Annotated in this window: 2 protein-coding genes, 1 pseudogene and 1 other annotated feature; of the genes and pseudogenes, 2 read left to right on the forward strand and 1 reads right to left on the reverse strand. The window is 66.1% G+C overall.

The genetic code is table 11. The annotated features are described in order from the left end of the window. Positions 1-541, forward strand: a 541-nt coding sequence (locus VN856_RS22805; RefSeq protein ID WP_325693312.1) for an IS30 family transposase, incomplete at its 5' end; no start/stop codon positions are given. Positions 542-551: 10 nt separating this feature from the next. Here VN856_RS22805 and VN856_RS22810 read toward each other — a convergent pair. Continuing rightward, a pseudogene (locus VN856_RS22810) lies at positions 552-1,498 on the reverse strand (IS3 family transposase); the annotation flags it as partial. After that, positions 1,098-1,229: a sequence feature (AL1L pseudoknot), on the reverse strand. It overlaps the preceding pseudogene by 132 nt. Positions 1,499-1,618: 120 nt before the next feature. Here VN856_RS22810 and VN856_RS22815 point away from each other — a divergent pair. Next, positions 1,619-2,039 (forward strand): adenylate/guanylate cyclase domain-containing protein (locus VN856_RS22815; RefSeq protein ID WP_325693315.1); only part of this gene is annotated, 421 nt, incomplete at its 3' end.

Raw genomic sequence — 2,039 nt, forward strand, 5'->3', positions numbered from 1 at the left:
CAACAGTCTTACGGAGGGTGATCTGATCATCGGCCTGAACCGCTCCGCGGTCGGCACCCTCGTCGAGCGGACCAGCCGATTCACCACGCTGCTACATCTGCCGCGTAAGGACGGCTACGGCACGGCTGCGGCGGTCAAGAACGGGCCAGCGTTGTCGGGGTACGGATCGGAATCCGTACGCGACGCGCTCGCGGTTGCGCTGACACCGTTACCGAAGAATCTGCGCAGGTCGGTGACGTGGGACCGGGGCAAGGAATTGGCGCGTCACGCCGAGTTGACTGCAGCAACCGGGATCAGAGTCTACTTCTGCGACCCCTACAGTCCGTGGCAACGAGGGACGAACGAGAATACCAATGGATTGCTGCGGCAATACTTTCCGAAGGGCACCGACCTCACTCGCTATGAGCGCAGAGACGTTCAGGCTGTTGCCGATGCACTCAACAGCCGGCCCCGCAAGACACTCGGGTGGAGAACACCGGCGGAAGTGCTTGCCGACCAACTACACTCGAGTTCACGACACCGTGTTGCGACGACCAGTTGAATCCGCCCTGACTTCCGGCGTCCGAATGATGGATCGCGTCGTCGAGTGGGTGGCCTTGTCGGGCGCGGTAGGCCGCGGCGTGGCGCAGCGCGCGCTCGACGAAATCGGTGTCCTTGCGCAGCGAGCACTCCCAGCCGGGGATCAGCCCGGCGTAGGCGTCGACGACGAACGCGGTGTAGCCGAACCCGCACACCATCGGCACGTAGGTGAAGTCGGCCACGACCAGCAGGTTCGGCGCCGTAACCCGCCACTGCCGGCCCACCAGGTCTGGTGCCCGGGCCGCGGCTGGGTCGCGCTCGGTGGTGCGCGGCGCGCGGCGAGCCCGGGTCGCCCCGCGCCAGCCGTTGGCCCGCATGATCCGTTCCACGGTGCGCCGCGCCACCGGGATGCCCTGGCGCTGCAGGTGCGCCCACATCTTCAGGCTGCCGTACAAGCTCTCCGGCCGGCGTTTCCCGTCGGCGCCGGGTTCGTAGTAGCCGGCCAGGATTTCGGTGATCGTGGTGTCCCACAGCGCCCGTTTCGACGGCGCCGCCAAGCGGTGCGCCCAGTAGGTGCGCGGGGCGATCTGCACGCCGTGCACCCCCAGTGCGTGGCAGATCGGTACGACCCCGAACTTCTCGCGATGCTCGTCAATGAACTCGCAGATCAGCGGTGTCGCGGGTCGCACTCCCGCGCGAAGAAACTTGTTGCGGCCTTGAGGATTTCGATCGTTGATTCGAGCTCGCGATTCTTGCGGCGCAGCTCGCGCAGCTCCCGCCTCTCCTCGCTCGACACGCCCGGCGCCTCACCGGCGTCGATCTCGGTCTGACGCACCCACTTGCGCAGCGTCTCCGGGTTCATCCCCAACCGGCCCGAGACCGCCTTCAGCGAAGCCCACTCCGATTCGTAGTCGTCGCGGTGCTCGCGGACCAGTCGTACCGCCCTGGCCTTGGTGTTCTCGTCGTACCTGATCGACATCGCGCCATCCTTCCAACAAAGGAAGTGCGCATAAAACCGGGGACGGTTCAGACGGACATCGCTGACCGGCAGTGACACGATACTGACGTGGACCGCAGCGGGGATGGTGGCGGTCGACTGATCGTGACGGCGCTGTTGTGTGGATCCTGTGGCGCGCAGTCGAGCCCGACGGCCAAGCTCTGCGGCGAGTGCGGTACGCCACTCACGCGGCCCGCCCAGTCGGCCGAGTACAAGCAAGTGACGGTGCTGTTCGCCGATGTTGTTCATTCGATGGATATCGCTGCTGCGGTCGGTGCGGAGCGGCTGCGCGAGATCATGTCCGACCTGCTGGACTGTTCTACAGCCGTGGTGAAACGCTACGGCGGGACGCTGAGCCAGTTCACGGGCGACGGCATCATGGCGGTCTTCGGTGCACCAGCAGCGTTGGAGGGCCACGCTATTCGTGCCTGTCTGGCGGCCCTCGGTGTCCAGGAAGCGGCCAAGCGGCTTGCCGTCGACGTCCAAGAGCGCGACGGTGTCGAGCTGCAGTTGCGGATCGGCC

The sequence above is a fragment of the Mycobacterium sp. genome (assembly GCF_035603715.1).
Taxonomy (GTDB): Bacteria; Actinomycetota; Actinomycetes; order Mycobacteriales; family Mycobacteriaceae; genus Mycobacterium.